The 24,090-nt window shown below is 70.1% G+C and carries 25 protein-coding genes; 18 read left to right on the top strand and 7 right to left on the bottom strand.

Translation table 11 applies throughout. The features are described from left to right. Positions 1–7: 7 nt before the first annotated feature. On the bottom strand, positions 8–724 hold the full coding sequence (locus AB8810_RS04580) for a response regulator (RefSeq protein ID WP_038237819.1): 717 nt from the start codon (positions 722–724) through the stop codon (positions 8–10). 292 nt (positions 725–1,016) lie between these two features. Further along, a complete protein-coding gene (locus tag AB8810_RS04585; protein ID WP_369915687.1) occupies positions 1,017–3,095 on the bottom strand; it encodes a beta-galactosidase in 2,079 nt (692 codons plus the stop codon). A 478-nt stretch (positions 3,096–3,573) separates the two neighbouring features. Between AB8810_RS04585 and AB8810_RS04590 the strand changes: the two genes are divergently transcribed. From AB8810_RS04590 to fghA, 6 genes are all read left to right on the top strand, one after another. Then, on the top strand, positions 3,574–4,605 hold the full coding sequence (locus tag AB8810_RS04590) for a glycosyltransferase (protein WP_369915688.1): 1,032 nt from the start codon (positions 3,574–3,576) through the stop codon (positions 4,603–4,605). Positions 4,606–4,854: 249 nt separating this feature from the next. Further along, positions 4,855–5,346 (top strand): hypothetical protein, encoded by a 492-nt coding sequence (locus AB8810_RS04595; RefSeq protein WP_369915689.1) that lies wholly within the window; start codon positions 4,855–4,857, stop codon positions 5,344–5,346. Between the two features lie 113 nt (positions 5,347–5,459). Then, on the top strand, positions 5,460–5,735 hold the full coding sequence (locus AB8810_RS04600; RefSeq protein ID WP_179567232.1) for a metal/formaldehyde-sensitive transcriptional repressor: 276 nt from the start codon (positions 5,460–5,462) through the stop codon (positions 5,733–5,735). 43 nt (positions 5,736–5,778) lie between these two features. Then, positions 5,779–6,888, top strand: coding sequence for an S-(hydroxymethyl)glutathione dehydrogenase/class III alcohol dehydrogenase (locus AB8810_RS04605; RefSeq protein WP_145702909.1), 1,110 nt, complete (start codon positions 5,779–5,781; stop codon positions 6,886–6,888). 69 nt (positions 6,889–6,957) lie between these two features. Continuing rightward, entirely contained in the window at positions 6,958–7,530 is a 573-nt protein-coding gene (gfa, locus tag AB8810_RS04610) for an S-(hydroxymethyl)glutathione synthase (protein ID WP_179567230.1), read from the top strand. Between the two features lie 103 nt (positions 7,531–7,633). After that, the gene (gene fghA / locus AB8810_RS04615; protein WP_179567228.1) at positions 7,634–8,464 is read left to right on the top strand and encodes an S-formylglutathione hydrolase; all 831 of its coding nucleotides are present in this window, start codon (positions 7,634–7,636) and stop codon (positions 8,462–8,464) included. A 43-nt stretch (positions 8,465–8,507) separates the two neighbouring features. Here fghA and AB8810_RS04620 read toward each other — a convergent pair whose 3' ends face one another. Then, on the bottom strand, positions 8,508–9,425 hold the full coding sequence (locus tag AB8810_RS04620) for a hypothetical protein (RefSeq protein ID WP_206229709.1): 918 nt from the start codon (positions 9,423–9,425) through the stop codon (positions 8,508–8,510). Positions 9,426–9,751: 326 nt separating this feature from the next. On the opposite strand from AB8810_RS04620, the gene AB8810_RS04625 reads away from it, so the two are divergent. The 10 genes from AB8810_RS04625 to AB8810_RS04670 all read left to right on the top strand — a co-directional run bounded on the left by AB8810_RS04625 (position 9,752) and on the right by AB8810_RS04670 (position 18,077). Continuing rightward, positions 9,752–10,360, top strand: a complete 609-nt coding sequence (locus AB8810_RS04625; RefSeq protein WP_369915690.1) for a lytic transglycosylase domain-containing protein — start codon at positions 9,752–9,754, stop codon at positions 10,358–10,360. After that, complete coding sequence (locus AB8810_RS04630) at positions 10,357–10,659, top strand: TrbC/VirB2 family protein (RefSeq protein WP_179567222.1); 303 nt, start codon at positions 10,357–10,359, stop codon at positions 10,657–10,659. The genes AB8810_RS04625 and AB8810_RS04630 overlap by 4 nt, the downstream gene beginning before the upstream one ends. An 8-nt stretch (positions 10,660–10,667) precedes the next feature. Further along, a complete protein-coding gene (locus tag AB8810_RS04635; protein ID WP_179567220.1) occupies positions 10,668–10,952 on the top strand; it encodes a type IV secretion system protein VirB3 in 285 nt (94 codons plus the stop codon). After that, a complete protein-coding gene (locus tag AB8810_RS04640) occupies positions 10,949–13,348 on the top strand; it encodes a VirB4 family type IV secretion/conjugal transfer ATPase (protein WP_369915691.1) in 2,400 nt (799 codons plus the stop codon). Before AB8810_RS04635 ends, AB8810_RS04640 begins: the two co-directional genes overlap by 4 nt. Further along, positions 13,345–14,493 carry a type IV secretion system protein gene (locus tag AB8810_RS04645; RefSeq protein WP_369915692.1) on the top strand — a complete coding sequence of 383 codons (1,149 nt, stop codon included), beginning with the start codon at positions 13,345–13,347 and terminating at the stop codon, positions 14,491–14,493. The genes AB8810_RS04640 and AB8810_RS04645 overlap by 4 nt, the downstream gene beginning before the upstream one ends. Next, complete coding sequence (locus AB8810_RS04650) at positions 14,490–15,335, top strand: TrbG/VirB9 family P-type conjugative transfer protein (RefSeq protein WP_369915693.1); 846 nt, start codon at positions 14,490–14,492, stop codon at positions 15,333–15,335. The genes AB8810_RS04645 and AB8810_RS04650 overlap by 4 nt, the downstream gene beginning before the upstream one ends. Next, a complete protein-coding gene (locus tag AB8810_RS04655) occupies positions 15,325–16,380 on the top strand; it encodes a TrbI/VirB10 family protein (RefSeq protein ID WP_369915694.1) in 1,056 nt (351 codons plus the stop codon). Before AB8810_RS04650 ends, AB8810_RS04655 begins: the two co-directional genes overlap by 11 nt. 39 nt (positions 16,381–16,419) lie before the next feature. After that, positions 16,420–16,776, top strand: a complete 357-nt coding sequence (locus AB8810_RS04660; RefSeq protein ID WP_369915695.1) for a hypothetical protein — start codon at positions 16,420–16,422, stop codon at positions 16,774–16,776. A gap of 2 nt (positions 16,777–16,778) precedes the next feature. Then, positions 16,779–17,747, top strand: a complete 969-nt coding sequence (gene virB11 / locus AB8810_RS04665) for a P-type DNA transfer ATPase VirB11 (protein ID WP_206229716.1) — start codon at positions 16,779–16,781, stop codon at positions 17,745–17,747. 195 nt (positions 17,748–17,942) lie between these two features. After that, on the top strand, positions 17,943–18,077 hold the full coding sequence (locus tag AB8810_RS04670; protein WP_255432684.1) for a hypothetical protein: 135 nt from the start codon (positions 17,943–17,945) through the stop codon (positions 18,075–18,077). 331 nt (positions 18,078–18,408) lie between these two features. Here AB8810_RS04670 and AB8810_RS04675 read toward each other — a convergent pair whose 3' ends face one another. Further along, positions 18,409–19,818, bottom strand: coding sequence for a PLP-dependent aminotransferase family protein (locus tag AB8810_RS04675; RefSeq protein ID WP_369915696.1), 1,410 nt, complete (start codon positions 19,816–19,818; stop codon positions 18,409–18,411). A gap of 126 nt (positions 19,819–19,944) precedes the next feature. Between AB8810_RS04675 and AB8810_RS04680 the strand changes: the two genes are divergently transcribed. Both AB8810_RS04680 and AB8810_RS04685 read left to right on the top strand, forming a co-directional pair. Continuing rightward, positions 19,945–20,736, top strand: a complete 792-nt coding sequence (locus AB8810_RS04680) for a PhzF family phenazine biosynthesis protein (RefSeq protein WP_369915697.1) — start codon at positions 19,945–19,947, stop codon at positions 20,734–20,736. After that, complete coding sequence (locus AB8810_RS04685; protein WP_369915698.1) at positions 20,733–21,662, top strand: DMT family transporter; 930 nt, start codon at positions 20,733–20,735, stop codon at positions 21,660–21,662. Before AB8810_RS04680 ends, AB8810_RS04685 begins: the two co-directional genes overlap by 4 nt. Before the next feature lie 173 nt (positions 21,663–21,835). Here AB8810_RS04685 and AB8810_RS04690 read toward each other — a convergent pair whose 3' ends face one another. From AB8810_RS04690 to AB8810_RS04700, 3 genes are all read right to left on the bottom strand, one after another. Then, complete coding sequence (locus AB8810_RS04690) at positions 21,836–22,174, bottom strand: hypothetical protein (protein WP_179567200.1); 339 nt, start codon at positions 22,172–22,174, stop codon at positions 21,836–21,838. A 168-nt stretch (positions 22,175–22,342) separates the two neighbouring features. Next, complete coding sequence (locus AB8810_RS04695; protein ID WP_369915699.1) at positions 22,343–23,284, bottom strand: DegV family protein; 942 nt, start codon at positions 23,282–23,284, stop codon at positions 22,343–22,345. A gap of 74 nt (positions 23,285–23,358) precedes the next feature. Continuing rightward, positions 23,359–23,988, bottom strand: coding sequence for a 2-hydroxychromene-2-carboxylate isomerase (locus AB8810_RS04700; RefSeq protein ID WP_369915700.1), 630 nt, complete (start codon positions 23,986–23,988; stop codon positions 23,359–23,361). Positions 23,989–24,090: the final 102 nt, after the last annotated feature.

Raw genomic sequence — 24,090 nt, forward strand, 5'->3', positions numbered from 1 at the left:
TGCGTGTTCACAGGCGGGCGACGCTCGGCAGCAGCATGTAGCCTTCGTTGCGCACGGTACGGATCAGTTCGGTCTGCACGCGTTCGTTGATCTTGCGGCGCAGGCGGCTGATCTGGCTGTCGATGGCGCGGTCGTAGACCTCGGTGTCGCGGCCGCGCGCATAGTCGAGCAGCTGGTCGCGACTGAGCACCCGCTGCGGATGTTCGACGAAGGTGCGCAGCAGGGCGAACTCGCCGTCGGAGAGGTTGATGAAGATGCCGGTGGGATCGCGCAGATCGCGGCGGATCACGTCCAGGCGCCAGCCGGCGAACTCGTAGACATTGCCGCGCGCTTCCGGCGGCAGCGTCGCCGCCTGGCTGCGGCGCAGCAGCGCGCGTACCCGCGCCAGCAGCTCGCGCGGATTGCACGGCTTGGCCAGATAGTCGTCGGCGCCCACCTCCAGGCCGATGATGCGGTCGGTGTCGCTGCCCAGCGCGCTGAGCATGATCACCGCCGGCGCGCCGCGCTCGCTGGCCAGCTGCCGGGCGGCGCTGAGGCCGTCCTCGCCGGGCATCATCACGTCCAGGATCACCAGGTCGGGCTGGCGGATGGCCATCAGCCGGCGCATGTCCGCGACATTCTCGGCGGCTTCCACCTGGTAGCCGTGCTCTTGCAGGAACTCGCTGATGAGCCGGCGCAGATCGGGGTCGTCGTCGACTACCAGAATGAAGGATTGCATATCCATGATCTTGAAGGGCGGCCGCGACGGGGTTCAGCCAGTCTAGACGCAGCCGCTGCCGCCTGGAACTGGTGCGGGCAGGCCATCGCTGCTGGGTGCAAGGCGGGCGTGTGATCGCGGGGTCATGATAGGCAGCGGTGGCGGTGGCCTCATGGCGGGTTTGTGTCGTATTCAGACACGTGTTGACACAAAGCGCTGACGCGTCGGCGCCTCGCGGCGGTCGCGGGGGCGTGTTGCATGAGGCGCGCCGACCGCGCCAGGGGAGTTCGGCGCCTGGCGGCGCCGCATTGGATGCGGCTTACTGCACCAGTTCCACGCCGAACGGGTCCAGATCGATCCGGCCGGAATAGGTCCTGCGCGTGAGCACTCCGGTCTTGCTGCCGGGGAAGGTCACGCTGGCCGGGGCGTCGTTGGTGTTGACGTACAAGGTGCGCCCGTCGACCACTCGCGCCACCACGCCCGCCGGCGTCTGCGGCCCGCGGGCGATGCCCAGGGACGCATACAGCGAGCGCAGCAGCGGCGCGATGAACGGCCCCTGCGCCGCGGTGGCGAGGTAGATCGCCTGTCCCTTGCCGTAGCGGTTGATCGCGATCGCCGGGCTTTTCTGCGGCGTGTTGGCGAACATGGCCAGCGGCTTGGCGGTGCCCAGCTCCAGCACTTCGTAGTACGGGTCGGTGCCGGTCAGCGTGGCGCCGTCGAAGCCGATCTCTAGCGGCGCTTTCGACCGGTAGAACTCGTTGGTGCGCAGGCCGAACACATCGGTCAGCCGGCCCGGCAGCGGGGTTTCGAACCATTTGCCGGTTTCGTCCACTTTCGCCGAATAGCCGGTCATGATCACGGTACCGCCCTTGGCCACGTAGTTGCGCACGGCCTCGGCGGTTTCCTTGTCCATGATGTAGGCGCTGGACAGGACCACCAGCTTGTACTTGTCGATCGCGTCGTGGCCGATGTCGATCACCGCGGTGTCGATGTTGTCCTCGAACAGCGGCGCGAACGCGGCCTTGACCTGGTCTCCGTAGTTGCCCTTGAAATACTCCTGCATGGTGTTGGGGCCGGGCGGCGGCGTGGTCAGCCAGTTGGTGTCGAAGGAGTAGTGGATGGCGACTTCGGGCCTGCCATAGCGCGGGAAACCCATGCCGCGCAGGGTCTTCATCTCGCTGGCGATGCGCTTGAATTCGTCGACCTTCCAGGACGGCCGGCTGTCGTGGTCGAGCAGGCCGAACAGGGACTGTTCCTCGCCGCCGATATGCGAGTTGAAGGTCCAGGCGAGGAAGGTCTGCGAATAGTGCAGCAGGCCGAAATAGGCCCACATCCGCGAGCGTCCGGGCGTGCCGTAGTAGCCGCCGCCGCCGGCGGTGAACTCGTTGAACCAGATCGGCGTCTGGTGTCCGGCGCGGGTCATCATCACGTCGAGTGCGGCGGTCACCGGATCGCCGGGATAGAAGCCTTGCGCGCCGTAGGTGGAGATCTCGTCCCACGAGCGCAGATAGTCGAAGCCTTTGGTCGGTGCGGTCGGCCACAGGTTGGAGGCCACCGGCAGGTTCGGCGCGTAGCGTTTGCGCGCCGCTTCCAGATCCTTGAGCGCGCCGATGGTGTCGTCTGACCAGAAACGGCGCAGGTCGAGATAGCGCTCGTTCGGTCCGGGGCCTTTGACGTAGGGCAGGTCGACCTGGTCCCAGTCGTTGATCCGGCGCGACCAGCGCTGCGTGGCCCAGGCCTTGTTGAGTGCGGCGATCGAGCCGTACCTGTGCTTCAGCCAGGCGATGAAACGTTGCCGGTCGGCTTCGGAATAGGACAGCTGGCCGTTGCCGATTTCGTTGTCGTAGCCGAGCGCGATCACTGCCGGATTGTCGGCGTAGCGCTGCATCATGGTCTCGGCCAGGCGCCGCGCCAGGCGCCGGTAGTCGGGGTCGGCGATGTTGTCCCAGTAGCGCGTCGCCGCATGCAGGCGCACGCCGTCCTGGTTGACCAGGTCCACGCCGGGATAGGCCTTGTGCAGCCAGATCGGCGCCGGTTGCCCGGGGATATCGACCACGACCTTGATGCCGGCGGCATGCATCTGTGCGACGACGTCGTCGAACCAGTCGAAGGTGAAGTGGCCTTCCTCCGGTTCGAACGAATCCCACGACAGATCGCCCATGCGCACCATGCTGAAGCCGGCCGCCTTCATGACCGCGATGTCCTGCCGGATCTGTTCCGGCGAGCGGTCGATCGGCTGATAGTTGGCGCCGACGAACAGCTGGCCCTTGCCTGGCCAGTCCGGATGCTCGTCGGCGCTCTGCGCGTGGGCGCTGCGCGGCGGTGCGATGAGCGCGAGGACGGCGCCGAGCGCCAGGGTCAGGGCAAGGCCGGCCAAGCGGGCGATCGAATGCGTCATGCGTGTCGTGTTCCTGGGAAGGGGGCGCGGCGGTGCGCAGCCACCTGGGCGACATGCGGCTGGCACGGGCCCGGGGCTTCGGTCTTGGCGGTGAGCGTCATGCACGCGCATGCGGCGAGGGCGCACAGCGCATGTCGCGCTTGCTCAACAGGGACATCGGTCTCTCCGTCTGCCTGGTCGTGCTCGGGCGCTGCGCGTTCCCCTGGAGCAGGGCGCTCCAGACGCGGCATGAGCCAGGCATGGTTGCAAATATCGCTGCACCCGACAAGCCGCCTGCCGCCTGCGCGGGGCGGCGTCCACGGGCGTCGCTCCGGCCTGCCGCCGCTGCGATGCGATGTCCGTGGCTCGCCGACGATACGCGTCCATCGTCGGCGGCGTCCGCTGGCCTGGCTGAAGTGTGCCGTGTGCCGGCATGTCTGGACAAAACGCCGACATCTGCGCCCTCGACGCTGACCCTCTTTCTTCAAGTACCACGTGCATGGCGTCCGATCTCTACCGCATCGTCAGTTGCGACAACGGCACCGGCCTGAGCCGGGATCTGGGACTGATGGCCGACGCGCTGACGCTGGGCGGCCAGCGCGTGCAGCGACTTGGCTTCAGCCGCGGCAAGCTGACCCGATTGGTGCAGGAGGCCGGCGCCCGGCTGGCAGGCGCATTCGGTCACCAGGTGCACACCCAGGTGTTTTCCGAGCGCGTCTATCCCGGCTGCCTGGCCTTGGCCGAGCGCAACCTGCTGGTGCCCAATCCGGAGTGGTTCCTGCCGCAATGGTTGCCGCTGCTGCCGCGTTTCGAGGCGGTGCTGTGCAAGACCCGGCATGCCGAGCTGGCGTTCCGGCGGCTCGGCTGCCGCACCCGCTACATCGGCTTTACCAGCCGCGACCGCTACGATCCTGGGATACCGCGCCGCTACGCGTTCTTTCACCTGGCCGGGCGCAGCACCGCCAAGGGCACGCGGGTGTTGCTGGACACTTGGCAGCGGCATCCGCAATGGCCGCAACTGACCGTGGTGCAGAACCCGCGCAGCGCCGGCGAACGGGTCCGCGCCGGCAACATCGACCATCGCATCGCCTACCTGGACGACGCCGAACTGCGCACGCTGCAGAACGCCCATCTGTTCCACCTGTGTCCGTCCGAGGTGGAAGGCTTCGGCCATTCGCTGATGGAGGCGATGAGCGTCGGCGCAGTGACGCTGACCACCGACGCCGAGCCGATGAACGAGCTGGTGACGCCGGCGCGCGGCCTGCTGCTGGCGCCGGCATGCTCGCGCATGCAGCGGCTGGCCTCCTATCACTACGTCGATCGCGCCGGCATCGAGGCCGGCGTGGAGCGCGCGCTGGCTCTTTCGGTACTGCAGCGCGACACGATCTCGCGCGCCGCGCGTCGCTACTTCTGCCACAACGATGCGGCTTTTGCGACACGGTTCCAGGCCGCGGTGCTGTCCCAGGCGGCGCCGGCCGCGGCGGCGCCCGCGGTGGAGCGCATCGCCGGGATCGGAGTGCCTGCGCCATAAGGGGGCGGGCGGCGCCATGGCGGCTGTTGCGTCGCCCTTCGCCGGACCAATCGCGGACCCGGCAAGCGGTGCCCGGCCAGCGTATTCCCCGCGTGTCGCCCGCCGACAACGGCGCGCGATATCGGCATGACAGGATGCGGTCCGCGGGTGCATCGGCGAGCTTGCCGCGGGGAGCGGGTGCGGCGCCGTCGGCGCACCGCGTCCATCGCCCGTTTTCACCACCCGCCATCAGGAGGAGGCATGCCTAACATGACATCGCATCGAATCGCCAAAGCGGCGCTGACCCTAGTGTTGAGTACCGCGCTGAGCGGCTGCGTCACCGTCTATGTCGGTGGTCCCGCCGCGCTGCCGCCGCCACCGCCGCCGCCGGACGGCGGGCCGCGCCACGGCCCTGGCCACGGGGCGGACAGCGGGCCGGGCCACGACCAGGCGCCGCCGCGCGACCCGGCGTTCGAGGCCGCGGTGCAGTCCTGCGCGCGCGAGCTCGGGCTGCCGCTGCCTGGACGGCCGCCAGGTCCGCCGCCGGCCGACGCCGGCATGGGCAAGGGTGCCCCGGCCAATGGCGGCGCGCGGCCGGCGGGCGCTGGGCCGGATCCGGCCAAGCCGGACCCGGCGATGCGCGCCAACTTCGCCAAGCTCGATGCCTGCCTGCGCGGCAAGGGCGTGACGCCGCCGCCGTGGCGTGGTCCGTCGCAGGATGGCGCCGCACCATCCGCGGCCGCGCCGCCCGCGCAGCGCTGAGTCCTGCGGCCAGGTGCCGCATGCCCGCGCGGTCCCGATCCGGGATGGCGCGGGCGTTTTCTTTTTCGGGCAGAGGAATATACTGTCCCCCAGTATAGTTCCCAGGTCGCCGCATGCCGCATACGCCCCACGAGAAGAAACGCGTCCTGGCCCGCATCCGCCGCGTGCGCGGACAGACCGAGGCGCTGGAGCGTGCGCTGGAAGGCGGTGCCGATTGCGCTGCGGTGCTGCAGCAGATCGCCGCGATCCGCGGCGCGGTCAACGGCCTGATGTCGGAAGTGATGCAGGCGCACATCCGCGAAGAATTCGGCCATGCCGCCGCCTCGGAAACGCAGCGCGCCGCGCGCGTGCGCGAGATGGGCATGCTGGTCCGCTCCTATCTCAAGTGATCCCGAACCCCACGACCCAACCCGTTCTTCCAGGAGAAACCTCATGAAATCCCGTGCCGCCGTCGCTTTCGAAGCCGGCCAGCCGCTGCAGATCGTGGAGATCGACGTCGAACCGCCGCGCCAGGGCGAGGTGCTGGTCCGCATCACCCACACCGGCGTCTGCCACACCGATGCGTTCACGCTGTCCGGCGACGATCCGGAAGGCATCTTTCCCGCCGTGCTCGGCCATGAAGGCGGCGGCATCGTCGAGGCGATCGGCGAGGGCGTGACCAGCGTCAAGGTCGGCGACCACGTGATCCCGCTGTACACGGCCGAATGCCGCAAGTGCAAATTCTGCCTGTCGGGCAAGACCAACCTGTGCCAGGCCGTGCGCGCCACCCAGGGCAAGGGCCTGATGCCCGACGGCACCACCCGCTTCTCCTACAACGGCCAGCCGATCTTCCACTACATGGGCTGCAGCACCTTCAGCGAATACACCGTGGTGCCGGAGATCTCGCTGGCGGTGGTGAATCCGGAAGCGCCGCTGGAGAAGGTGTGCCTGCTCGGCTGCGGCGTCACCACCGGCATCGGTGCGGTGCACAACACTGCCAAGGTCAAGCCGGGCGACTCGGTGGCCGTGTTCGGCCTGGGCGGCATCGGCCTGGCGGTGATCCAGGGCGCGGTGCAGGCCAAGGCCGGCCGCATCCTGGCCATCGACACCAACCCGGGCAAGTTCGATCTGGCGCGCAGCATGGGCGCCACCGACTGCATCAATCCGAAGGACTACGCCAAGCCGATCCAGGAAGTCATCGTCGAGCTGACCGATGGCGGCGTGGATTTCAGCTTCGAGTGCATCGGCAACGTGCACGTGATGCGCTCGGCGCTGGAGTGCTGCCACAAGGGCTGGGGCGAGAGCGTCATCATCGGCGTGGCCGGCGCGGGCCAGGAGATCAGCACGCGTCCGTTCCAACTGGTCACCGGCCGCGTGTGGCGCGGCAGCGCGTTCGGCGGCGTCAAGGGCCGCACCCAATTGCCGGGCATGGTGGAGCAGGCGATGCATGGCGAGATCGATCTGGATCCGTTCATCACCCACACCTTGCCGCTGGAAGAGATCAACGAAGCCTTCCACCTGATGCACGAAGGCAAGTCGATCCGCACCGTGATCCATTTCTGACCTGACGGTCAGTCCGGCGCGCGGCCGCTTCCGCGCATGCAGGTACGCAACGAACCCGGGAGGGGCATGATGAGTACCGTAACGATTCATCCGTCGGTGGACGGCGGAGTGCGCGCAGGCGCGGAGAATTTCCAGGGCGGCACCCTGGAATGCCACTGCGCCAGCGACAAGGTGACCGTGGACGTGGGGGCGCAGACCGCGCACAACCACGCCTGCGGCTGTACCAAATGCTGGAAGCCGAAAGGTGCGACGTTCGCGGTGATCGCGGTGGTCGGCCGCGACAAGGTCAAGGTCACCGCGCACGAGGAGAAGCTGAAGGTCGTCGACGAGAGCGCGACGATCCGGCGCCACGCCTGCACCGGCTGCGGCGTGCACCTGTATGGGCGCATCGAGAACACCGAGCATCCGTTCTACGGCCTGGACTTCATCCATACCGAGCTGTCGCCGCAGCAGGGTTGGTCGGCGCCGGGCTTCGCCGCGTTCGTGTCCTCGATCATCGAGAGCGGCACCCGCCCGGAAGCGATGGACGGCGTGCGCAGCCGGCTGCGCGAGCTGAAGCTGGAGCCCTACGACTGCCTGTCGCCGCCGTTGATGGACGCGATTTCCACCCACGTCGCGCGCAAGAACGGCGTGCTGCAGTAAAGCCTGCCGCCCGCGGCGTGCCGCCCTGGCGGCGCGTCGCGGCGGCGTCTCCGGATGCGGCCGGCGTTTGCCTGGCCGCGTCCCCCTCTTCGGGATCCCTTTCATGGAACGCATCGAACACCATGCGTGCTGCGGCGGCTGGCAGGACGTCTATCGCCACGACTCGGCCGTGCTCGGCTGCACGATGAACGTGGCCGTGTACCTGCCGCCGCAGGCCGAACACGCCACGCTGCCGGTGCTGTACTGGCTCAGCGGGCTCACCTGCACCGAGCAGAACTTCATCACCAAGGCCGGCGCGCAGCGCTACGCCGCCGAGCACGGGGTGATCTTGGTCGCGCCGGACACCAGTCCGCGCGGCGACGATGTCGCCGATGCCGAGGGCTACGACCTGGGCAAGGGCGCCGGTTTCTACGTCAATGCGACCCGCGAGCCGTGGGCCAGGCACTACCGGATGTACGACTACGTGGTGCAGGAGCTGCCCGCGCTGATCGAGGCGCAATTTCCGCACAACGGGCGGCGCGCGATCAGCGGCCACTCGATGGGCGGCCACGGCGCGCTGGTGATCGCGCTGAAGAATCCGGGCCGCTATCGCAGCGTGTCGGCGTTCTCGCCGATCGTGGCGCCATCGCAGGTGCCGTGGGGCGAGAAGGCGTTTTCGGCCTATCTCGGCGACGACCGCGCCAGCTGGAAGGCCTACGACGCCACCGCGCTGATCGCCGGGGCGAGCGAGCGCCTGCCGTTGCTGATCGACCAGGGCGGCGGCGACGAGTTCCTCGACAAGCAGCTGCAGCCGCAGTTGCTGCAGGCCGCGGCCGATGCCGCCGGCTACCCGCTGACGCTGCGCCTGCAGCCCGGCTACGACCACAGCTACTACTTCATCGGCAGCTTCATCGGCGAGCACATCGCCCACCACGCGCGCGCGCTGCAGGGCTAAACGCCGCTGCAGCGCTGCGGATGGGCGCCGCCGCCTGGCGGGGCTACACCGCCAGGCCGATGGTGATGGTGCCGGTGTAGCCGTTGCTGGTGTCGCCGCTGAGCGTCGGCGTCTGCGCGGCCAGCTGCGTGCTGGTGTTGTCGCCGAACACATTGTCGCTGGACAGGCTGATCGCGGCCTTGTTGGTGACGCTGGCGCTGTAGCCGCTGACCGCGGCATAGACCGTATCGCAGATGTCGCTGGGCATCGCCATCTGCGAGGTCAGCACCTTGTTGGTATAGCTGGTCGCGGTGTCCAGGCTCGGATAGATCTCGAAGTGGATGTGCGGCCAGCGTCCGCTGTAGCAGGCGGGGAAGATGGTCTGGAAGGTGACCTGGCCGTTGCTGTCGGTGACCTGCACGCCGCGCAGGTAGTTCTGATCCTGGATGCCGCTGGAGTACAGCGAATACTTGCCGTCGCGATTGCAATGCCATAGGTAGATGGCGTAGCCGGACAGGACCGCGCAGCTGTTGTTGACGTTGACCAGGGTCAGGGTCAGGGTCAGCGGCAGGCCGGCCGCGGTCCCGCTGTCGCTGCCGAAGCTGCTGCGGATGTCGCTGCGGACGATGCCGCTGGACGAGAGCACGTTCACCACGCTGCTGTTGACGCTGTTGGAGCCGTCGGCGGGATAGGGGCCGGCGGTTTCTTCCGGATCGGCAATGCAGCTGCCCGATGTGGTGCTGGTGGTGGTGGTCGTCGTGGTGCTGGTGGTGGTCGATGCCGTAGTGGTGGTCGCGGTGGACGTGGACGAAGTGTCGTCGCCGCTGGAGCCGCCGCCGCAGGCGCTGATCACCGCCATCGCGCTGCCGGAGGCGATCCAGGCGAGCAGGCGCCGCCGTTCCTGCATGCGTTGCTCGAGAGTTTGCAGGTCGAACTGCAGGCCGCGGTCGTGGTCGTCGAGGTCGTGGTTGCGGTCTGTCATGGCGTGGCCTCCAAAGGCGCGTGGCGAGAGTCGATCGTGCGCACCGTCGAGTGGGCACGAGCGCCGCCAGTCTTGCCGTTCGCCGCTTGCGGCGTTTGCCTGAATATTGCCTCGCGCGACAAATGCCGGCGCAGTGCCGCGTGCGAGGATGGATTCGAGCTTTCGTGTCCGTTGCGTCGCGCATGCGGCAACAGGCTGGCGACTGGCGGCATGCCGCAGTCGCGCGACGTTCCCGCCCGCAACGTGCCATCGCGATTCCGGATTCCACTGCCATGCTGCGCCACACCGTTTCCCGCCGCCCACGTCGTGCCGTACCGGATGCCCGCATGCGGCGCCTCGCATCGTTGCTGCTGGCGCTGGCGGCATGGCCGCAGGCCCACGCGCAGGTCATGGAAATCGGCGAAGACGGCAGCGTGCGTCACCTCGGCGCAGGCTGGGCGACGCCGGGCGCGGCGCAGCGTCCGGCCGCCGCGGCGCACGCCTCCGCAGTCGCCGCCGCGCCGCCCTATCGCGCCGCCTTCGAGGCCGCTGCCGCCCGCCATGGACTCAGTGTCGCGTTGCTGCAGTCGCTGGCCTGGTCCGAGTCGCGCTACGACGCCTCCGCGGTGTCGCCGGCCGGTGCGATCGGGGTGATGCAGTTGATGCCGGCCACCGCCCGCGCACTGGCGGTGGATCCCTGGGATCCGCAGCAGAACATCGAAGGTGGGGCGGCCTATCTGCGGCAGCAGCTGGACCGCTTCGATGGCGATCTGGAGCGCGCACTGGCCGCCTACAACGCCGGCCCCGGGCAGGTGCAGCGGCATGCAGGCGTGCCGCCGTTCCGCGAGACCCGCGCCTATGTCGCCGGCAACCTCGAGCGTCTGGCCGAGCTGAGCGTCGCCGGCCGCGCGGCCTTCACCGTGTCGCTTTCCGTTCCCCAGGGAGATCTGCAATGAACCCCATGTTCCGCCGCCTGCCGATATCGCTCGCCACCGTCGCGTTCGCTCCCGCCGCGTGGGCGCGGGGCGGCGATCCGGCCGGCTCCGGGCCGATCCTGTCGGCGCTGGAGTGGATCCAGGGCACGCTGCTCGGCAATGCCGCCACCGCGGTGGCGGTGATCGCCGTGGCCGTGGTCGGTTTGATGATGCTGAGCGGGCGCATCCATTGGCGCCTCGGCGCGACCGTGATCCTCGGTTGCTTCGTGTTGTTCGGTGCGACCACCATCGTCGCCGGCATCCGCGCGGCGGCAGGTTGAGCAAGGCGATGAGCGCGTTGCGATCCACGCCGATCTTCCCCGCGCTGACCCGGCCGCAGATGTTCTGCGGCGTCACCTACAGCTATTTCATCGTCAATGGCGTTGTGACCACGGAGGCGTTCCTGATGACGCGTTCGTTCTGGGCGCTGGCGGTGGCGTTGCTCGCCCATGGCGTCGGCTACCTGGCCTGCCTGCGCGAGCCGCGCGTGTTCGACCTGTGGCTGGTGCGGGTCAGCCGCTGCCCGCGGGTGCGCCATTGGCGCCGCTGGCGCTGCAACAGCTACGCGCCATGATGCGGCGGCGCGAACAACGCGCTGGCGACCATCTGCCCTACGCGCGGCTGCTGGATGCGCATACGGTGCAGTTGCGCGATGGCGCGTTGCTGCAGTGCCTGCGCCTGGAAGGATTGGCGTTCGAGACCGCCGACGGCGACGTGCTGGACCTGCACCAGCAGGCGCGCGACGCGGCGTTGCGTGCGGTGGCCGATTCGCGCTTCGTGTTGCATCACCACCTGCTGCGGCTGCGTGCGAGCGTGGACGTGGGCGGCGACTTCGCCGATCCGGTCTGCGCGCTGATCGACCGGCGCTGGCGCGGGCAGCTCGGCCAGCGCCGGCTGTTCGTCAATGAGTTGTTCGTCAGCCTGCTGCGGCGCCCGGCGCGCGGCAAGACCGGTATCGCCGAGCGCCTGGGTGGCGTGTTGCGCAGGGGCATGGGCGACACCGCGCGCGCGGCGGCGCTGGCGCGCGAGCGCCGCGAACTGGATGCCGCGCGCGATGCCTTGCTGGCCGCATTGCAGCCCTACGGCGCGCGCCTGCTCGGCGAGTACGAGACCGCGCACGGAGTGTGCTCCGAGCCTTTGGAACTGCTCTCGGCGCTGTACAACGGCGAGCTGCGGCCGATGCTGCGGCCGCCGCATGGCGACCTGGGCCATCACCTGCCGTACCGGCGCATCAGCTTCGGCCTGGAAGCGCTGGAACGCAAAGGCCCCGGCGCCGCGCGCGACTACGCCGCGCTGCTGTCGCTGAAGGAATATCCGCCGAACGCGCTGCCGGGCATGTTCGATGCGCTGTTGCGCATGCCGTGCGAGTTGGTGCTCTCGGAAAGCTTCGCTTTCGTCGAACGACAATTGGGGCTGGAGCGCGTCTCGCTGGCGCTGCGCCGCATGCGCGCCGCCGAGGACGATTCGGCGTCGCTGCGGCAGGGCCTGGTCGAGGCCAAGGACGACCTGGCCAGCGGCCGCGCGGTGTTCGGCGAACATCGCTTCGGCCTGCTGGTGCGCGCCGACGCGCTGGAGGCGCTGGACGCGGCCGTCGCCGAGTGCGCGGCGGCGCTGGCCGACCTGGGCGCGGTGGCGGTACGCGAGGACCTGTGCCTGGAGCCCGCGTTCTGGGCGCAATTCCCCGGCAACGAAGCCTACGCGGCGCGGCATGCGCTGCTGTCCAGCGGCGCGTTCGCCAGCCTGGCCTCGCTGCACGGCTTTCCGCAGGGCCGCGCCGACGGCAACCACTGGGGCGACGCGGTGACGGTGCTGGAAACCACCGCCGCCACTCCGTATTTCTTCAATTTCCACCGTGGCGACCTGGGCCACTTCAGCGTGATCGGCCCGTCCGGCTCGGGCAAGACGGTGGTGTTGAACTTTCTCGCCGCGCAGGTGCAGAAGTGGCGCCCGCGCGTACTGCTGTTCGACAAGGACCGCGGCGCGGAGATCTTCGTGCGTGCGATCGGCGGGCGCTATGCCAGCTTGCGCAGCGGCGAGGCGACCGGCTTCAATCCGCTGCAGTTGCCGGATACGCCGGGCAACCGTGCGTTCCTGCGGCGCTGGCTGGCGCAGTTGCTGGGCGATGCGCAGCAGCCGTTGAGCGCCGACGAGGCGGCGATCCTGGCCGCCGCGGTGGACGCCAATTACGAGCAGGCGCCGCAGTACCGCCGCCTGCGCCATTTCCGCGAACTGCTCGGCGGCCAGCGCCGTCCGCAGCCCGGCGACCTGGCCGCGCGCCTGGCGCCGTGGTGCGGCGACGGCGAGCGCGCCTGGTTGTTCGATCACGCCTACGACCGGTTGGACCTGGGCATTCCGACACTGGGGTTCGACATGACCGAGCTGCTGGACATGCCGCAGCTGCGCACGCCGACGTTGTTGTACCTGTTCCATCGCGTGGAGGAACGGCTCGACGGCAGCCCGGCGCTGATCCTGATCGACGAAGGCTGGAAGGCGCTGGACGATGCCGTGTTCGCGGCCCACTTGCGCGACTGGATGAAGACCTTGCGCAAGCGCAACGCGATCGTCGGCTTCGGCACCCAGAGCGCGCGCGACGCGCTGGACAGCCAGGTCGCCAGCGCGATCATCGAACAGGCCGCCACGCAGATCTTCATGCCCAATCCGCGCGCCAGGGCGGAGGACTATTGCGACGGCTTCGGCCTCAGCGCGCAGGAACTGGAACTGGTGCGGCTGCTGCCGGCGCATGCGCATGCGTTCCTGGTCAAGCACGGCAACGAGAGCGTGGTGGCGCGGCTGGACCTGTCGGGCATGCCGGAGTTGCTGACCGTGCTGTCCGGTCGCGAAGCCAGCGTGCGCCGCCTGGACCAGCTGCGCGCGCAGTTGGGCGAGCATCCGCGGCAGTGGTGGGAAGCGCTGACCGGGGTGCCGTATCCGGCGCCGGCCGCCTGCGCTGCCGACGAGCGTGCCGCATGAGCGCCTGCGCGGCGATTCCGATCGACGGCGATGGCGGCCTGGCCGCCGGCCTGGCCGCCATCGACTGCCAGATCAACGGTGCGGTGCAGGCCGGCTATGCGCAGCTGTTCGGCGCCAGCGGCATGTTCGGCGCGGTGCTGCGCGCGCTGTTGGTGGTCTGGGTGGCGATGCTGGCGCTGGGCCTGATCGGCGGGCGCCTGCGCCTGAGCCTGCCGGCGCTGGGGCCGCGCCTGTTCGGCGTCGCCCTGGTGCTGACCTTCGCCACCGCGTGGCCGGCCTACCAGACGGTGGTCTATGGGCTGCTGGTCGGCGGTCCCGACCAGATCGCGTCGGCCTTCCTGGGGGCGCCGCAGGGCGCCACCCAGGCCTTCGCGTCGCGGCTGGACGGCCTGCTCGGCGAACTGGTCGAACTCGGCCGCCAATTCGATGCGCAGGCGGCGGCGCCGCAGGCCAAGCAGGCGGCCAAGCTGGTGCGCGGCTGCGCCCTGTTGCTGCTGCTGTCGACGGTGGGGTTGCTGGTCGTGGCGCGGCTGGTGCTGGCGGCGTTGCTGGCGCTGGGGCCGATGTTCGTGCTGCTGGCCCTGTTCCGCGCGACCCGCGGCCTGTTCGAGGGCTGGTTGCGCATGGCGCTGAGTTTTGCGCTGGTGCCGATGCTGGTGGCATTGGCCGGTGCGGTGTTGCTGCGGGTGCTGGCGCCGGTGATCGACGCGATCGCGCTGGATCCGCTGGCGGCCGCGCAACAGCAGCGGCCGCTGCTGATGCTGCTGCTCGGATGTGCGATCTACCTGGGCCTGCTGCTGGCGATGGCCTGGACCGCCGCCGGCCTGGCCCGCGCATGGCGCCTCGGCCGTGGCGATCGACCTGCAGACGGTGGTTCGTCGCGGGTCGATGTGCAGGCCCGTGGGGCGCCCGCCGCGCTATCGCCCGCGCGGGTGCATGATTTCGCCACCGAGGCGCGGATCGCCTCCGCGGGCAGCGCCCGCACCCTGCACTGGCTCGGCGGCCTGGCCCGCGACAGCGCGCCGCGCACGGCGCCACAGGCGTCTGTCGCCGCGGTGAGCGTGGGCAGTCGCCGTGGCGGCCTGGGGCAAGGCATGCGGCCACGCATGGCGCCGCACCCGCTCGGCGGAGCGAGGACGCCATGACCACCCGCGCTCGCCGAGTCGGCCGCGCCGCGTTGTGCCTGCTTGCGTTGGCGGCGGTTGCCGATGCCTGCGCCGATCCGCGCATCCGCGAACTGGACTACGACGACCGCAAGGTGGTGCGCATCGACGGCTGCTTCGGTTTCCAGACCATGGTCGAGTTCGCCGCCGACGAGCGCATCGAGAACGTGGGACTGGGCGAGGCGGCGCACTGGCTGGTGGTGCCCAACAAGCGCGCCAACCTGCTGTTCGTGAAGCCGGCCTATCGGACCAGCCACAGCAACATGACCGTCGCCACCGACCGCCGTCGCTACAGTTTCGAACTGGTGGCCAGCGATTCGCCCGATTGCAGGCGCGGGCGCGTGGTCTACGACCTGCGCTTCCGCTATCCCGAGGAGGCCGCCGCACGCGCGACGGCGGCGACGGCGGCGGTGGCCAGCGCGCAGGCCGAGGTGCAGGCGAGCGCGGCGCTGCCGGCGCCGGCGCAGCGCAACAGCGCCTACAGCTTCAGCGGCGCGCGCGAGAACGTGCCGCTGCGCGTGTTCGACGACGGCCGCAGCACCTATTTCCAGTGGGCCGATGCAAGCAGCACGCCGGCGGTGTATGCGCTGGCCAGCGACGGCTCGGAGACCCCGCTCGCATTCACCCGCCGCGGCGACTACCTGGTGGCCGACCAGATCGCGCCGGCGTTCGCCCTGCGCCGCGGCCATGCGGTGGCGCAGTTGTTCAACGACGGCTTCCGCACGCCGGCACTGGATGCGCAGTCGCCGCAGCCGCGTGCCGCGGCGGCCGCGCCCGCGCGCCGCCCGGCCTGGTGGCGAAGGAAAACAGCCGATGCGCAATGATGCCGGCGAGCGCGATCCGAGACTGGCGCTGGACGCAGAGACGCTGCATGCGGCATCGCTGCGCGCGGCGCCGCAGGTGGCGCGCACGCCGCGCGTCGGCGACAGCCTGGGGTTCGCGCTGGGCCTGCTGGGCGCGGTGGCGCTGGGCGGATTGACCCTGCTGCTGCTGTCGCGGCAACGCCTGCATGCGCCGCCGGTGCCGGCGCCGGCGCAGACGTCGGCGCTCGCGGCGCCGCTGCCACGGGCGCCGGTCGCTTCCCGCACGGCACCGTCCCCGCCCGCGGTCGCCGCTGCGGCCACGGCCGTCGCTCCCACGCAGTCGCGGTCGATGCCGATGATCGTCGACAACAGCGCTGGGTCCGAGGCGGGCACCGCACCTGGGCAGGCCGCTGCCGCATCGGGGACTGCCAACGCCGCGCCTGCGGGCGGTGCCGGACTCAACCAGGACGAGCAGTTCGCCCTGCGCGTGGGCGGCGACGCGCCGCCGTTGCAACAGGCGGTGGCGCTGGCGCATCCGGCGCGCACGGTGGTGCAGGGCAGCCTGATCCCCGCGGTGCTGGAAACCGCGCTCAATACCGATCTGCCCGGGTACGCGCGCGCGCTGGTCAGCCGCGACGTGCGCGGCTTCGACGGCAGCGAAGTGGTCATTCCGCGCGGCAGCCGCCTGGTCGGGCAGTACCGCAGCGGTGTGGAGACCGGGCAGCGCCGCGCCTACATCGTCTGGTCGCGCCTGATCCGTCCCGACGGCGTCTCGGTGCAGCTCGCGTCGCCGGCGGTGGACGGCAGCGGCGAGACCGGGCTGGACGGCGAGGTCGGGCGGCATTTCTGGCAGCGCTACGGCGCGTCGATGCTGCTGTCGGTGGTCGGCGGCGTCGCCAGCGCGCTCGGTGGCGACTCCGGCACGCTGGTGATCGGTACCTCGGCCAGCAGCGCCTCGGCGCAGGCGCTGCAGACCGACGGCAAGATTCCGCCGACCATCCGCGTGCCGTTGGGCACGCCGATCCAGGTGTTCGCCGCGCGCGACCTGGATTTCTCCGGCTACTGACGTTCCCGTTTTACTTTTTTCCATGTCCGAGGAATCCGCATGAAGCACCGTTCGCTGCCGTTGCTGTTGTCCCTGGCCGGGGCGCTGTCCTGCATGGCGCCGGCGCTCGCGCGCAACGGCGACGGTGGCGCGCCGGCGAAGCCGCCGTCCGGCCCCAATCCGAAGGTGGAGGCGGCGATGCGGGCGTGCGCTGCCGAGCAGGGTGTGGCGGCGCCCGCTGCAGGTCCGCCGCCCGCTGCGGGACGCCCGTCCGCTCAAGGCCGCCCGCCCGCCGATGCGAAGCGCCTGGACATGGCCAAGTTCGACGCATGCATGAGCGCCAAGGGGCTGCCCAAGCCGAAGGGTCCGCCTCCGCAGGGCGGCCAGCCGGAACATGGCCCACCGCCGGCAGGCTGACGGTGCAGTCGCCGCCGCTGGCATTTCCGCAGGCGCCCGCGCAGGACGTCTATCTGCAGCGTTATCTGCTGCCCTTCCAGCCCTGGCTGGATGCGGCGGACGTCACCGAGATCCTGGTCAATCGCCCGGGCGAGGTCTGGGTGGAGCGCCTCGGCCAGCCCTGCATGCAGCGCATCGATGTCCCCGCCATCGACGATGTGCTGCTGGAACGTCTGGCCACCCAGGTCGCGCGTGTCACCCACCAGGCGGTGAACCGCGAGCATCCGCTGCTGGCGGCCACCTTGCCGGGCGGCGAGCGCGTGCAGGTGGTGGCGCCGCCGGCCACGCGCCGGCATTGGGCGCTGGCGATCCGCCGCCACTTGAATCTGGATCTCGGACTGGAGGCATATCGGCTGGCCGACGCAGGCGCCCGCGACGACCTGGCCTGGGATGCGCAGGCGTCGCTGTCCGGGTTGCGTGCCGCGGTCGCGGCGCGGCGCACGCTGTTGATCGCCGGCGGTACCTCGTCGGGCAAGACCACCTTCCTCAATGCGTTGCTGAAGGAGGTGCCGGCCAGCGAGCGCATCGTCGCGGTGGAAGACACGCCGGAGCTGCACCTGCGCCAGCCCAATCACCTCGGCCTGGTCGCGGTGAAGGGCGAGCAGGGCGAAACCCGCATCACCACCCAGGACCTGCTGCAGGCCGCGTTGCGGTTGCGGCCGGACCGCATCCTGCTCGGCGAAGTGCGCGGCCCGGAGGCAGTGACCTTCCTGCGCGCGATCAACACCGGCCATCCAGGGTCGTTCACCACCATCCATGCCAACACGCCGCAGGGCGCGCTGGAACAGCTGGCGCTGATGGTGATGCAGTCGGGCATCGGCCTGAGCCGCGCCGACACCTTGGGCTACATCCGCAGCGTGGTCGACCTGGTGGTGCAACTGGGCCGGGTCAACGGCGAGCGTCGCATCCTGGCGATCGAGGCGCTGCGCTGAGTGCGCGCTGGGCATCGCCGCCTGCGCGATGGCGATTGTGTGACGATTCCGTTCGCGTATCGGTGCCGCTCGTAAACAAATGCGCGGCGCGTCGTCCAATGCGCGGTTGTGCGATTGCCGTCGCGTCGGCTGAGACGGCGTGCCGCTAGATTCCTCGGCCTTCGCCATCGTGTCGTCCCGGACTGGAGTCGCGCCATGCTCGCTTGCCGCAAACCCGCATCGCCGTTGTCGCGGCAGCGTTGGCGCAGCCCGCTCAGCGCGCTGGCCATGCTCGCCTGCACCTTGTTCGGTGCTTGTGCGGCGCTGGCGATCGGCGCGGCGACGGTATAGCGGGGCGGAGCGGATCGATGCGGGTCCGCAGCGCCACGCTCCTGGCTTTCGCCAGGCCTGGGAATGGCGCTGGGCGCGATGGGATGGGCTGCCGCAGGTGAGCCTTGCGGCGACAGGTCTGGTTGCTTGCGACGGGACTAGAGAAACGTCGCGTCGTTCAAGCGCCTCGCGTGTTTGCCGCGGTGGCGATGGCGTCTGTTCAACGGTGGCGCCGCCGTAGGGTGCGCCGCCTTCGGTACTTCGATGCGATCTTCGGCGCGATGCCCCTGCACGCCATGCGCACGGCCGCCTCCGATCGCGCGAACCGGCAGCTTGGCGACCGGCCGATGGCTCAGCGCGGCAACCGTGCGGCCAGTTTTCCCAACTGCCGCATCGCGCTTTCCAGGGGCTCGCTCCACGGCTGGCCGCAGGTCAGACGCAGGTGGTCGGCGTAGTCGCCGCGGCTGGAATACAGATGCCCGGGCGAGGTGCCGATGCCCGCGGCCAGCGCCGCCTCGAACAGCGCCTGGCCGCTGCCGCCGTCGGCCAGTTGCAGCCACAGCGACAGCCCGCCGGCGGGATCGCCGACCCGGGTGCCGGTAGGCCAGTGCCGCACGATCGCTTCGCGCAGGCGCTGGCCGTTGTCGGCGAGGGTGCGGCGCAGCTTGCGCAGGTGCCGCTCCAGATCGTGCTGCGCCAGGTAGTCGGCCAGCGCCAGCTGCGGCAGGCTGGCGCCGCCGACGGTGGAGAAGTACTTGGCGCGGACCAGCGCGTCGGTCCATTCGCCGCCGAGCAGCCAGCCCACGCGCAGGCCCGGCGCCAGCACCTTGGAGAACGAGCCGCAGGTGATCACGTTGCCGTGCGTGTCGAAGTGGCGCAGCGGGCGCGGGCGCTGCCCGGACCAATCCAGCTCGCCGTAGATGTCGTCCTCGATCACCACGGTGCCGTGGCGTGCGCAGCTGTCGAGCAGGGCGCGCTTGGCGCTGTCGGGAGTGAGGCTGCCCAGCGGATTGTTGAAGTTGGGCACCAGCACCGCCGCGCGCGCCGGGGTGCGTTGCAGCAGCGCGTCCAGGCGCGCGGCGTCGATGCCGTGGCCGGCGCGGTTGGGCACTTCCAGCACCTTCAGCCGCAGCGCCGCGACCGCCTGCAGGATGCCGTGGTAGGTCGGGGTTTCCACCAGCACCACGTCGCCGGGTGCGGTGAGCGTGCGCAGCGCCAGGCTGATCGCCTCCATCGCGCCGGCGGTCACCACCACTTCGTCCGCCGCCACCGTGGTGGCGCAGTGCGCGTAGCGCTGCGCGATCTGCCGGCGCAGCGCGGCGTGGCCTTGTGGCGGCGCATAGTCGAGCGCGACCGCGCGATGGCGGCGCAGCTGCCGCGCCAGCGCGGCGGCGAGTTGTGCGGCCGGCAGCAGCGCCGGCGCCGGGGTCGCGGTGTGCAGCGGGACCAGGTCCGAGCGCGCGAGCATGTCGAGCACGCCTTGCAACGCCGGGTTGTCGACCATGCCCGGCGTGCGCCGCCGCGCCGGCGTCGGCAGCGGCGTCAACGGCTCGGCGGCGGCACGCACGAAATAGCCGGAGCGCGGCCGCGCCTGTACCCGGCCTTCGCGCTCCAGCTGCAGGCAGGCCTGCACCGCGGTGGCGGTGCTGATGCCGTGGTTGGCCGCCAGCTGCCGGATCGACGGCAGGCGCTCGCCGGCGCGCAGCGTGCCGCGCTCGATCTGCTCGCGCAGCTGCACCGCGAGCGATTCGTACAAGAGCATGCGGGCGCCTCATCTGTATCGGTCCACTTACAGCGTATCTGAATCTGTAATGGTCGGGTGCGGCGCTGCACACTGGGCCTGTGCCGGCCATCGCGTCGGCGTTCCCCCTTGCTTGCGAGGCCGGCCATGCCGCTTTCCGTGTTCGTCGTCGATGCCTTCACCACGGTCCGCTTCAAGGGCAATCCCGCCGCAGTGGTGCCGCTGCAGGCGTGGTTGCCGGATGCGCTGATGCAGGCCATCGCCAGCGAGAACAACCTGTCGGAGACTGCGTTCTTCGTGCGCGATACCGATGGCGTGTTCGCGATCCGCTGGTTCTCGCCGCTGAAGGAAGTCGGTTTCTGCGGCCATGCGACGCTGGCCAGCGCGTTCGTGATCGCCACCCAGCAGCTCGCACCGTTTCCGCTGCGCTTGCGTGCGGCCGCGGTCGGCGAACTGGGTGTGGAGCGGCTCGCCGACGGCAGCTTCGAGATGCGCTTTCCGAATCAGGCGCCGGCCTTGTTGGCGTCGGTGCCGCAGGCCCTGTACGACGCCTTGTCGATCGTGCCGCAGGCGGTGCATGCCAACGCGCAGGCGTACATCGCGGTGTACGCGGACGAACGCCAGGTGCGCGCGGTGGTGCCGGACCTGGCGCGGATGCTGGCGCTGGCGCCGCGCGATGTGGCGGTGACCGCGCCCGGCATTAGCCACGATTTCGTGTCGCGCTATTTCTGGCCGGCCAATGGCGGCGCCGAAGATCCGGTGACCGGCTCCATCCATGCCGCGCTGGCGCCGTTGTGGGCGCAGGCGCTGGGCAAGGTGCGGCTGACCGCGCTGCAGGCCTCGGCGCGCGGCGGCGAGCTTGGGTGCCGGGTCGAGGCGCAGCACGTCTATGTGCGCGGCAGCGCGGTGCAGTACCTGCACGGGACGATCGCGCTGTGAGCGCGGCGGTCGCCGTTCCCGCCGGCGCCGCGCGGCGCGCGCTGTGGCAGTTGTTGCTGGCCGAAGTGCTGATCGGCTCGGTCGGCGTGTTCGTGCACGAGAGCGGCCAGGACCCGGTGACCGCGGTGTTCTACCGCTGCCTGTTCGGCGCATTGTTCCTCACCGTCTGTGGGCTGCTCGGCGGCCAGTTGCGCGGGCTGTGGCGCGAGCGCAGGTTGCTGCGCGATGCCGCGGTCAGCGGCGTGCTGCTGGTGCTGAACTGGGTGGCGCTGTTCGCCGGCATGGCGCGCTCGTCGATCGGCGTGGCGACGATGGTCTACCACGTGTTCCCGTTCGTGATGCTGATCCTGGCGGCGATGCTGCAAGGCGAGCGCACGCGCCGCAGCGACCTGGGCTGGACGCTGCTGGCCTTCGTCGGCGTGGCGTGCTCGGCGGATCCGGCGCGGCTGTGGCATACCGCCGATCGCGGCTATCTGTTCGGCATCGCGCTGACCCTGCTGGCGGCGTTGCTGTGCGGCGCGTCGCTGTTGATGTCGCGGCGCATCAGCCGCGAGCGGCCGCTGGCGGTGGTGACGGTGCAGTGCTGGGTGGGCACGCTGCTGCTGGCGGGATTTTCCAGCGGCAGCGCATTGCATCCGGGCATGCACTGGCTGTGGCTGGCCGGCCTGGGGGTGATCCACAGCGGCATCGTCTACGTGCTGTTCTATTCGTCCTACCGACACCTGCACGTGGCGACGATCGCGATCCTGGCGTTCGTGTATCCGCTGGTCACCTTGCTGCTGGACTTCCTGCTGTACGGCCACCGGCTGGTGCCGGTGCAATGGCTGGGCCTGGCGCTGATCGTGCTCGGTACGCTGGCGGTGAACCTGAAATGGCGTTGGCCGCGGCGCGCTGCAGGCGTGGTGACGGGCGGCGTAACGCGCTAGATGCGCAGTTCACGCATCGCAGTCGGCGAAGCGTTTGTGGGAGCGACTTCAGTGGCGACAGGCCTTGCCGGTACGGCCTGTCGCGACTGAAGTCGCTCCCACAGAGGTCATTCGCACCTGCGCACCTGTTCCGGCCGGTCCGTATCGCCGGCACGGATGCGCGGACGATGCGCTCAACGTACGTTGCGCAATTCCCAGCCGCTGCCGGCGAGCAGGCGCATGCGTTGCTTGAGGATGTCGCCGGGAATGCTGGTGGTGGCGACCAGGTCGATGCGCAGGTCGTCCTGCTTGCCGCTGACCGTGGCGGCCGGATCGACGACGCCCAGCGACGGATCCACGTCGTCCGGCTCCGGCTGCAGTGCGCGCCAGCGCTCGAACCAGGCGGGGCTGCTCAAGGCCTGCTGCAACTGCTCGGCGAAGGCGTCGGCGCCGTTGGCGCTGAAGCTGAGCGTGGGTTCGCTGCCGCGCGCGCGGGCGGGGTCGGGCAGGCTGATCGAATAGGTCACGGCCATGGCGGTTCCTCTGTGGAGCGGTGCGGCGCAGCCTAGCAGGCGGCGTCGTGAGTGGGTTGTCTACGCCGGAGACGTTGCAGGAGCGGCTTCAGCCGCGACAGGTGCTATCGGCAGCTTGTCGCGGCTGAAGCCGCTCCTACAACAAGCAACAAGATTCGCGCGCAACCCCTAGCCAAACACATGCGGCCCATCGGCGAAGCCCAGGGTGAGCGCGCCCTTGCCGACGTTGACCATGCCGGTCAGGCTCATCACGCTTTCCAGCACCTCCACCGTGTGCGCCTCGCAGACCTGGCGCAACGCCGTATAGCCGGGCAGGGCGCGCAGTTCGCTCAGCTCGCCGCCGTAGCTCAGGCACAGCGTGGGCGTCATCAGCCCGGCGGCGACGCGCTTGCCGACGAACTCGAACAGCTTCTGCACCGCGGCGTCGAAGCCCTTGATCTTGGCCACCGGCGCGGTGTCGCCGCGATAGCCGTGCAGCACCGGTTTGATGTCCAGCGCGGTGCCGAGCGCGGCGCTGATCAGGCCGACGCTGCGGTCGCCCTTGCTGCGCGCGCGGGCGCGCATGTAGTACAGGTCGCGGGTGACCATGTAGCCGTGCACGTTGCCGGCCAGTTCCTCCAGCCGTTCGCGGATCGCCTGCACGCTGGCCCCGGCCGCGCGCAGGCGTACCGCCTCCACCGCGGTCACCGCCTGCGCGGCGAACAGGTTCTGCGTGTCGATCACCCGCAGCGCGAACGGCGAGGTGTGTCCGGCGGCCTGCCGGATCGGCTTGTAGTCGTTGAGGATGGCGAAGCTGGCCTGCAGCGCATGCTGGTGGATCGGGCTGCGGGTCTTGGTGATGGTCATGCAGAACACGTGGTCGTAGTCGATCACCAGCCGGCTCAGGAACAGCTCGCGGATCTGCGCCACGCTGAACGGGATGGTTTCCGCTTCGGCGCCGTGCTCGGCCACGTGCGCATGCAGGAAGCTGAGCGTGGCTTCCTCGTCGCGATGGTCGGCCAGCACCGCCTCGCCGATGCGCACGCTGATCGGCAGCAGCACGATGTTGTGGTCTGCGATGTAGTCCTGCGGCAAGTCGCAGGCAGAATCCACCACGATCCCGATACGCATCTGGCCCCCTCCGGCGTTGCGCCTCGTCAGTACCGGCTAGGTTAGCGCAGACGCCCGGGAACGTCGCGGCCGGCTCAGCCGCTGCGCTGCACGGCGACCGACAGCGCCGCCAGCCGCGCCATCTCGCCGCGCTGCAGCAGCTGCGGATCGGCCAGCAGCGCCTGCATCAGCGGATGCGCGTCGTTGCCCCACAGCAAGGCCTCGCCGACCTGCAGCGTCGGCACGCCGAACACGCCGGCGGCGATGGCCTGTTCGGTATTGCCGCGCAGCTGCGCCTTGACCTGCGGATCGCCCGCGGCGGCGGCCGCATCGGCGATGCCCAGCGCCAGCGCCACCGGGGCCAGTGCGGCGGCATCGTCGCCGGCGTGGCCGTCGCGCCACAGCCAATCGAACAGCGCGTCGATCGCCTGCGGCGTGCTGCCGGCGGCGATGCACAGCCGCAGCGCGGCCAGCGGGTTGAACGGATGCGCCGGCGGAAACCGCAGCGGCACGCCCTCCTGCTGCGCCTGCCACTGCACGAACTGGTAGGTGAAGCTGCGCTTGTGCGGGATCTCCGCCGGTCCGCGCGTGTGCAGATGCTGCAGCACCGCGCCGAACACGATCGGCACCGGCTCGATCCGCGCGAACTCCGGCAGCGCCTTGAGCTTGTGCCAATGCAGATAGGAAAACGGCGAGACGAAATCGAAATACCAGCGCAAGCGCATGAGCGGGTTCCGGTCGGGGATGCGCCAGCTTACTCGCCTGCCGGCATGCGGCGCGGCGTGCTGCACTGCGGCGCATGCCGCGCCCGTGCGCGTGCCGCGACC

Origin of the sequence: Xanthomonas sp. NCPPB 3005, from assembly GCF_041228095.2 — a bacterium.
GTDB lineage: Bacteria > Pseudomonadota > Gammaproteobacteria > Xanthomonadales > Xanthomonadaceae > Xanthomonas_A > Xanthomonas_A bonasiae.

What these genes read in the sequence shown, in the direction of transcription:
- AB8810_RS04580 (WP_038237819.1), bottom strand. Translation starts at nt 724, where the DNA reads ATGGATATGCAATCCTTCATTCTGGTAGTCGACGACGACCCCGATCTG.
- AB8810_RS04585 (WP_369915687.1), bottom strand. Translation starts at nt 3,095, where the DNA reads ATGACGCATTCGATCGCCCGCTTGGCCGGCCTTGCCCTGACCCTGGCG.
- AB8810_RS04590 (WP_369915688.1), top strand. Translation starts at nt 3,574, where the DNA reads ATGGCGTCCGATCTCTACCGCATCGTCAGTTGCGACAACGGCACCGGC.
- AB8810_RS04595 (WP_369915689.1), top strand. Translation starts at nt 4,855, where the DNA reads ATGACATCGCATCGAATCGCCAAAGCGGCGCTGACCCTAGTGTTGAGT.
- AB8810_RS04600 (WP_179567232.1), top strand. Translation starts at nt 5,460, where the DNA reads ATGCCGCATACGCCCCACGAGAAGAAACGCGTCCTGGCCCGCATCCGC.
- AB8810_RS04605 (WP_145702909.1), top strand. Translation starts at nt 5,779, where the DNA reads ATGAAATCCCGTGCCGCCGTCGCTTTCGAAGCCGGCCAGCCGCTGCAG.
- gfa (WP_179567230.1), top strand. Translation starts at nt 6,958, where the DNA reads ATGAGTACCGTAACGATTCATCCGTCGGTGGACGGCGGAGTGCGCGCA.
- fghA (WP_179567228.1), top strand. Translation starts at nt 7,634, where the DNA reads ATGGAACGCATCGAACACCATGCGTGCTGCGGCGGCTGGCAGGACGTC.
- AB8810_RS04620 (WP_206229709.1), bottom strand. Translation starts at nt 9,425, where the DNA reads ATGACAGACCGCAACCACGACCTCGACGACCACGACCGCGGCCTGCAG.
- AB8810_RS04625 (WP_369915690.1), top strand. Translation starts at nt 9,752, where the DNA reads ATGCGGCGCCTCGCATCGTTGCTGCTGGCGCTGGCGGCATGGCCGCAG.
- AB8810_RS04630 (WP_179567222.1), top strand. Translation starts at nt 10,357, where the DNA reads ATGAACCCCATGTTCCGCCGCCTGCCGATATCGCTCGCCACCGTCGCG.
- AB8810_RS04635 (WP_179567220.1), top strand. Translation starts at nt 10,668, where the DNA reads ATGAGCGCGTTGCGATCCACGCCGATCTTCCCCGCGCTGACCCGGCCG.
- AB8810_RS04640 (WP_369915691.1), top strand. Translation starts at nt 10,949, where the DNA reads ATGATGCGGCGGCGCGAACAACGCGCTGGCGACCATCTGCCCTACGCG.
- AB8810_RS04645 (WP_369915692.1), top strand. Translation starts at nt 13,345, where the DNA reads ATGAGCGCCTGCGCGGCGATTCCGATCGACGGCGATGGCGGCCTGGCC.
- AB8810_RS04650 (WP_369915693.1), top strand. Translation starts at nt 14,490, where the DNA reads ATGACCACCCGCGCTCGCCGAGTCGGCCGCGCCGCGTTGTGCCTGCTT.
- AB8810_RS04655 (WP_369915694.1), top strand. Translation starts at nt 15,325, where the DNA reads ATGCGCAATGATGCCGGCGAGCGCGATCCGAGACTGGCGCTGGACGCA.
- AB8810_RS04660 (WP_369915695.1), top strand. Translation starts at nt 16,420, where the DNA reads ATGAAGCACCGTTCGCTGCCGTTGCTGTTGTCCCTGGCCGGGGCGCTG.
- AB8810_RS04670 (WP_255432684.1), top strand. Translation starts at nt 17,943, where the DNA reads ATGCTCGCTTGCCGCAAACCCGCATCGCCGTTGTCGCGGCAGCGTTGG.
- AB8810_RS04675 (WP_369915696.1), bottom strand. Translation starts at nt 19,818, where the DNA reads ATGCTCTTGTACGAATCGCTCGCGGTGCAGCTGCGCGAGCAGATCGAG.
- AB8810_RS04680 (WP_369915697.1), top strand. Translation starts at nt 19,945, where the DNA reads ATGCCGCTTTCCGTGTTCGTCGTCGATGCCTTCACCACGGTCCGCTTC.
- AB8810_RS04690 (WP_179567200.1), bottom strand. Translation starts at nt 22,174, where the DNA reads ATGGCCGTGACCTATTCGATCAGCCTGCCCGACCCCGCCCGCGCGCGC.
- AB8810_RS04695 (WP_369915699.1), bottom strand. Translation starts at nt 23,284, where the DNA reads ATGCGTATCGGGATCGTGGTGGATTCTGCCTGCGACTTGCCGCAGGAC.
- AB8810_RS04700 (WP_369915700.1), bottom strand. Translation starts at nt 23,988, where the DNA reads ATGCGCTTGCGCTGGTATTTCGATTTCGTCTCGCCGTTTTCCTATCTG.